This is a genomic window from Rhodospirillales bacterium RIFCSPLOWO2_02_FULL_58_16 (genome assembly GCA_001830425.1).
Classification (GTDB): domain Bacteria; phylum Pseudomonadota; class Alphaproteobacteria; order Rhodospirillales; family 2-02-FULL-58-16; genus 2-02-FULL-58-16.
In genome coordinates this window covers 1-5,851 of sequence record MIAA01000020.1, presented here as the reverse complement: position 1 = coordinate 5,851, position 5,851 = coordinate 1, and the positions used below count along the sequence as shown (strand labels likewise).

Below are 5,851 nucleotides of genomic sequence, written 5' to 3'. Positions count from 1 at the left end.
GATGGCCAGCCTCTGGCGCTGACCGCCGGAGAGCTTGATGCCGTGCTCGCCGACGATGGTGTCATAGCCCTTCGGCATTTCGCTGATAAAGCCGTGAGCGGCGGCGTTCTCGGCGGCGGCGATAATGTCTTCCTCGCTCGCCCCGGCGCGACCGTAGGCAATGTTAGCCCTGATCGTATCATCAAACAGGGTGATCTCCTGACTTACCAGGGCGATGTTGGCGTACAGGGAAGCGAAGGTGATGTCGCGCACGTCAATGCCGTCGATGGAGACGCTTCCGGAATCGATGTCGTAAAATCGCGGGATCAGATTAAGCAGTGTCGATTTGCCGACTCCCGACGGCCCGACCAGCGCCGCCGTCTTGCCGGCGGACACTTCCAGGGTGACGCCGTTAATGACCGGCTTGCCGGCGGTATATGAAAAATGAACGTCTCTGATCGACACTCTGCCCTCGGCCGCCGCCAGATTGACGGCGCCGGGTTTTTCACTGAATTTCGGCGGCATATCGAGAACGTCGAACATGCGCTGGGTTCCGGCCAACCCTTCCTGAAGGGCGGAATTCAGATTAGCCAGCCGTTTCATCGGCTCATACGCCAACAGCAGCGCCGTGACAAAAGAAAAGAACGAACCGGCGTCGATCTGCTGCTCGATCACCTTGTAGCCGCCGTAGATGATAACGATAGCCACCGCCGAACCGCCGAGAGTCTCCATGATCGGGCTGGACAGGGCGCGGGTGCGGGCGGCCTTGTATGACAAGCCGCGTATCTTATCGACGATGGCGGCGATGCGGCCTTTCTCGTACTCCTCCATATTGTAGGCCTTGACCACCCTAATGCCCTGAAAGGTCTGCTCCAGCAGGGTCAGGAACTGGCCCATTTCGACCTGGGTGTTGGCCGTCACCTTGCGCACCCGCTTGCCCAGACGGACAATGGGGTAGATGGCCACGGGAAAAATAAAGAAGGAAATCGAGGCCAGTTCCGGGTCTTGCAGGAACATCACCAAAATCAACCCGATAAGGGACAGCAAGTCCTTGCCGAGAGCGGTCAAGGCGTTGGCCACCGCCACCTTCATCAGATTGATGTCGTTGGTGAATCGGGAAAGCAGTTTTCCCGTGGCGTTGGCGTGAAAGAAGCTGATGTCCATCCGCAACAAGTGAGCATAAAGGCGGCTCTGGCTGTCGGCGATGACCCGATAGCCGACATAACTGACTAATGCCGACTGTCCGAAATTGGCCAGCCCCTTAACGGCGAAAGTGCCGAAAACGGCGCCGCCGACCAGCCACAACATATCGCGTTTCTGGGCAAAAAAGACGTCATTGACCACGGGCTTCATCAGCCAGGCGGTCATGGCGGTAGCGGTCGCCATCACCGCCATGCACGCCACCGCCACCGCCAGCAGACCCAGATAGGGCCGGATGCTCTCGTTCAACAAGCGGCGCATCAAAACTATAGTGGATTGATGCCGTGTGTCTTTAATTTCGGCTGTATCGGTCAAGGTCAATTACAAAAACTGTTGGGGAGAAACGGAAGATAACACGAAGATGCGGCAATGGCTATCAGGAGCGCTATGTGGCTAATTCCGATTTCCATTGCCATGGAGAAACATGCTATAGTCCCAACCCGCACGGCAAGGTTTGAGAAAGGCATCAGCGTGGGACACGCGGCACTGAAGCAGCCGTCGCGCATGACGGTGGAGGAATTTCTGGCCTGGGACGGCGACGCCGACACCCGCTATGAGTTGGCAGGCGGCGAGGTTTTCGCCATGGCTCCGCCGTCGGTGGCTCATGGGGGCATAATCGTGAACCTAGCCATCAACGTCGGCACGAAACTTCGTCCGCCTTGCAAGGCCATAGCGGAAGTAGGCATTTGTCTGCCTGACCGGGACGACACCTTCTATCAGGCCGATCTGGCGGTCAGTTGCTCCCCAAGGACTCCCGGCGAGCATTATCTTGAAGCGCCTGTCGTCATCATCGAGGTGCTTTCCCCCGGCACAGCCGGCTTTGATCGTGGAACCAAGGTCCCCGATTACCGGACCATCCCGTCGGTGCGCGAGATCGCGCTGGCATCCTCGACGGAGATCAAGCTGGAGATATGGCATCGAACGCCTGACGGCTGGAAGGTGACGGATGTGGTGGACGAAAAGGCGATTATCTGCCTCGCCTCCATTGATGTCGAAATTCCGTTGTCGGCAATCTATGACGGCGTGGTGTTCGAGGCCGAAAAAACCGGCTGATGCGGACAGAGCGCTCTTAGGCCCCCGCCGTCATCAGGCCGTCGATGCGTAAGGTCGGGGCGTCAACGCCGTAGCGGAACTCCAGGTCGTCGGCGGCGGTAATATTGGCGAACATGTGGTTCAGATTGCCCGCCACCGTGACCTCGCTCACCGGGAAGGTAAGTTCGCCGTTTTCGATCCAGAAGCCTCCGGCGCCGCGACTGTAGTCGCCGGTAACCTGATTGATGCCGAAGCCGATCAGTTCGGTGACATAGAAGCCGCTTTTAATATCGGCCATCAGGTCTTTCGGGCAGACCGCCCCCGGCTCCAGGTACAGATTGGTGGCGGCCGGCGACGGCGGCGACGACGTTCCCCGGCTGGCGTTGCCGGTAGTGGTCATCCCCAGTTTTCTCGCCGAGTGCAAATCAAGAATCCACGAAACAAGCACGCCGTTTTCAACGATGTTGCGCCGGCCGCCAGCCACGCATTCGCCGTCAAACGGCCTGGAGCGCAAGCCCCGCCGACGATGGGGATCGTCGATGATGGTGATGTTTTCGGGAAAGATTCTTTCCCCCAGCCTGTTCTTGAGGAAAGAGGACCCCCGCGCAACCGCGACGCCGTTGACGGCTGATGACAAGTGGCTGAGGATGCTGCCGGAGACCCGTGGGTCATAGATGACCGGATAATGACCGGTTTTCACCTTGCGGGGATTGAGACGCTTTACCGCCTTTTCCCCCGCCGAGCGACCAATATCTTCCGGGCTTTTAAGGTCCTCGATGTGGACGGCGCCGGTGAAATCGTAGTCGCGCTCCATCCCGGTTCCCTCCCCGGCCAGCACCGAAACGCTGAGAGAATGACGGGTGCCGGCATACGTTCCGGCAAAGCCGTTGCCGGCGACGATGAAGATTGAACTGCGGCTACATTCGGCTTCGGCCCCCTCGGAATTGGTGACGCCGGGAACCGCCCTGGCGGCGTCCTCGGCGCGGGCCGCCATCTCCAGCAAATCCTCGGTGGAAAGTTCATCGGCATCGCACATATCGAGGTCGGGAAATTCGGTCGCCAGTTGCTCCGGCTCGGCCAGACCGCAGTGAGGGTCTTCCGGCACGGCGCGGGCCATGGCGATAGCCCGCTCCACCAATTCATTCAGAGCCTCGGGCGAGGCGTCGGAAGAGGAAACCATGGCCTGACGCTTGCCGACCAGCACCCGCAGCCCCAGATCGGCGCCCTCGGAGCGCCGGATATGCTCCGGTTTGCCCAGACGCCGGGCATGGGACATCGAAACGCCCTCGACGAACAGGGCGTCGCAGGAATCGGCCCCCGCTTTCAGCGTTTTCTCGATCAACCCGCCGAGCAGGGATAGTTTGTCAGTGGAAGAATTCATGTTGTCATGTCCCGATTTCCCGCGCTTTATGCAATTCAACCCCTCCTTGCCTCCCCTTGACCACGCCCCTTAAAATCACAAAGCGTTCATAGGTGCGGGTTGAACGTGCATCGGCGCGGTCTTGAATCGTTGTTCGGCCTGCCACACGTCATAGGAGCTTTGCTCCGCCAGCCATAGACGGGCTTCGCCGCCACGCTCCACGCCTAGCCATGCCTCAATACGCAAGGCCATTTCAGGCGAGATAGCGGCGCGGCCATTCAGCACACGGGAAAGCGTCACGCGGGACACGCCCAATTGTTGCGCGGCCTCGGTCACAGACAGCCCAAGCGCGGGCAGCACGTCGTCGCGCAGCGTCAGGCCGGGATGCGGTGGATTGTGCATGTGCGCCATTATCGGTTCTCCTTTTAGTGATAGTCCTGATAGTCCACTTTCACGGCATCCGCGCCCTCAAACATGAACGTCATGCGCCAATTGCCGCTGACCCTCACCGAGAAATGCCCCTTGAGTTCTCGCCCCTTCAGCGGATGCAAGCCCCAGCCCGGCAGGTTCATGCCTTGGACGTTGGTCGTTTCGTTCAGGCGTCGCAACATGGCGGCCAGTCGCGGAGCATGGGCGGCCTGAATACCGGCCACGCTCCCTTTCTCGAAAAAGGTTTTCAGGCCTTTATGCCGGAAAGTCTTAATCATGTATCATTGTATCGTATGACGCTACATACATCAATGCAAATCAACTCTCGCCACTCGCAAACGGGTCGCCGCCGTATATATTTTTCGATGAACCATATGACACCTCTCCTTCGGGATGACCCCATTCTAAAGGTGTCCGCAAAACCGGGGTTAGCTCAATAATGTCCCCGTATTGCTGTAATTGCGTAGAGTTTAGGGCCGAAAAACAACTTCAAATTCCAACTCTTCAAGCTTCCTCTGAACGGTAGCCTTGCCGCCATTGAACTCGCCGGCTAACAGTTGCGTACCTGTCTCATGAAACATCCCTGCCCCGACTATGGCTTTTGAATCGTAGAGCCTGCCATTAAATTTGAGAAAGTAGAATCGTGCTTCCCTAAATCCATATTTGGCAAGAAATGCCTCGCGACCGATTTTGTCGAACTCAGCGATTGCGTTTTCTATGGATGATCGGTTTCTCAAGTTAGAGAGCATGGATTTGACGATGCCATTCAGCCTAAATATTGGTAGTTAAAACGCCATAGTCTATGAGTCGTACTTTCGCGGCGGCAACGGCTCCGCCAGAAAATTGTTCCTGATATTTGAGAACCAAATATTCACCCGTTAGTTCGGCTAGGCCGTTCTTGGTCAGCAATTTGAACCCCTCCGTCAGTGTTGACCCAGCAGCCCAATCCTCAAGACACTGGACCACACCTTTATTTTTCAGTTTTTGCCTCGTGCGACTGGCGCGTGTAGTCCGGCCATTCTTTTCGGTCAATAGCTCCTCATATGCCACAAGCATCTTATAAAAATCACGGTGGAGAGGATCGGTCTGATTCATCCCTTCGAGCGCACAAAGACGCCGGAACGCTTCCCACCACACGTCATCACGGCCCAAACGCTTGGCATTCGCCATGAGGTTACGCAGGGCCTTCTTGTCGGTGTATTCCTCAATCGGCTTAACCATATTCGTTTACATGTCCGGATTTTTTAAGTGAGTCTAAAAACGAGTAAACATACCTAACTCTCTGTTCAAAGTCTTGATCAAGACCGTCTTCACGATTATGCGTCCAATTTTCCGTCAAGAAATGCCTTGGCACATTCATAATGCCAGTTGGTCCTCGTCGTCGTAACAAATTTCTTTAACAGGCAGCCGGGTGCATTCGGCAGCTTTTGGGAATTGTAATAAATTGTTCTTTTCCCCGGATGTACTCGGGTAAGAGCACAAAACAACGGCAGATAATCCTTTCCGCCGAAGAACAAGATTTGCTCATTAGTGTGATCAGGCAACATGCAAAAATCGCGATAATTATCAGTTCTTTTTCTTCGCTTAAATTGATCGGCGCTTGGGCTGAAAGTGATGTCGTAACAGGGGATCAGAAAGGCTGCGTTAATCAAGCCCCATCCTGCCGAAAGAATATAGGTATTTTGTACGCCGCACTGATTAACAAACCGCCGATAAATGACGTTCTCGTAAAGCTCAAATACCGGGGGGATAGGCCCAATGGGTTTCGTTCAGGCGACGTGAGCTGGTCCTGAAAAATCGGACAGGGTGTTAAGGTGTATTCCACCGGATAAAGGAGGAATACAAAATGAC

Annotated in this window: 7 protein-coding genes and 1 pseudogene (1 of these 8 cut by a window edge); 1 reads left to right on the top strand and 7 read right to left on the bottom strand. The window is 56.0% G+C overall.

The features are described from left to right. Positions 1 to 1,440: pseudogene (locus tag A3H92_06415) on the bottom strand (ABC transporter permease) (it extends 315 nt beyond the left edge of the window). Between the two features lie 126 nt (positions 1,441 to 1,566). On the opposite strand from A3H92_06415, the gene A3H92_06410 reads away from it, so the two are divergent. Next, positions 1,567 to 2,232 carry a hypothetical protein gene (locus tag A3H92_06410; protein OHC75248.1) on the top strand — a complete coding sequence of 222 codons (666 nt, stop codon included), beginning with the start codon at positions 1,567 to 1,569 and terminating at the stop codon, positions 2,230 to 2,232. 16 nt (positions 2,233 to 2,248) lie between these two features. On the opposite strand, the gene A3H92_06405 is transcribed toward A3H92_06410, so the two are convergent. From A3H92_06405 to A3H92_06380, 6 genes are all read right to left on the bottom strand, one after another. Then, complete coding sequence (locus tag A3H92_06405) at positions 2,249 to 3,592, bottom strand: modulator protein (GenBank protein ID OHC75306.1); 1,344 nt, start codon at positions 3,590 to 3,592, stop codon at positions 2,249 to 2,251. Between the two features lie 75 nt (positions 3,593 to 3,667). Further along, a complete protein-coding gene (locus A3H92_06400) occupies positions 3,668 to 3,982 on the bottom strand; it encodes an addiction module antidote protein, HigA family (GenBank protein ID OHC75247.1) in 315 nt (104 codons plus the stop codon). Between the two features lie 14 nt (positions 3,983 to 3,996). Beyond that, on the bottom strand, positions 3,997 to 4,278 hold the full coding sequence (locus A3H92_06395) for a hypothetical protein (GenBank protein ID OHC75246.1): 282 nt from the start codon (positions 4,276 to 4,278) through the stop codon (positions 3,997 to 3,999). A gap of 192 nt (positions 4,279 to 4,470) precedes the next feature. Next, a complete protein-coding gene (locus A3H92_06390) occupies positions 4,471 to 4,749 on the bottom strand; it encodes a hypothetical protein (GenBank protein ID OHC75245.1) in 279 nt (92 codons plus the stop codon). A gap of 22 nt (positions 4,750 to 4,771) precedes the next feature. Next, a complete protein-coding gene (locus A3H92_06385; GenBank protein ID OHC75244.1) occupies positions 4,772 to 5,221 on the bottom strand; it encodes a hypothetical protein in 450 nt (149 codons plus the stop codon). 95 nt (positions 5,222 to 5,316) lie between these two features. Then, a complete protein-coding gene (locus A3H92_06380; GenBank protein ID OHC75243.1) occupies positions 5,317 to 5,652 on the bottom strand; it encodes a hypothetical protein in 336 nt (111 codons plus the stop codon). Positions 5,653 to 5,851: the final 199 nt, after the last annotated feature.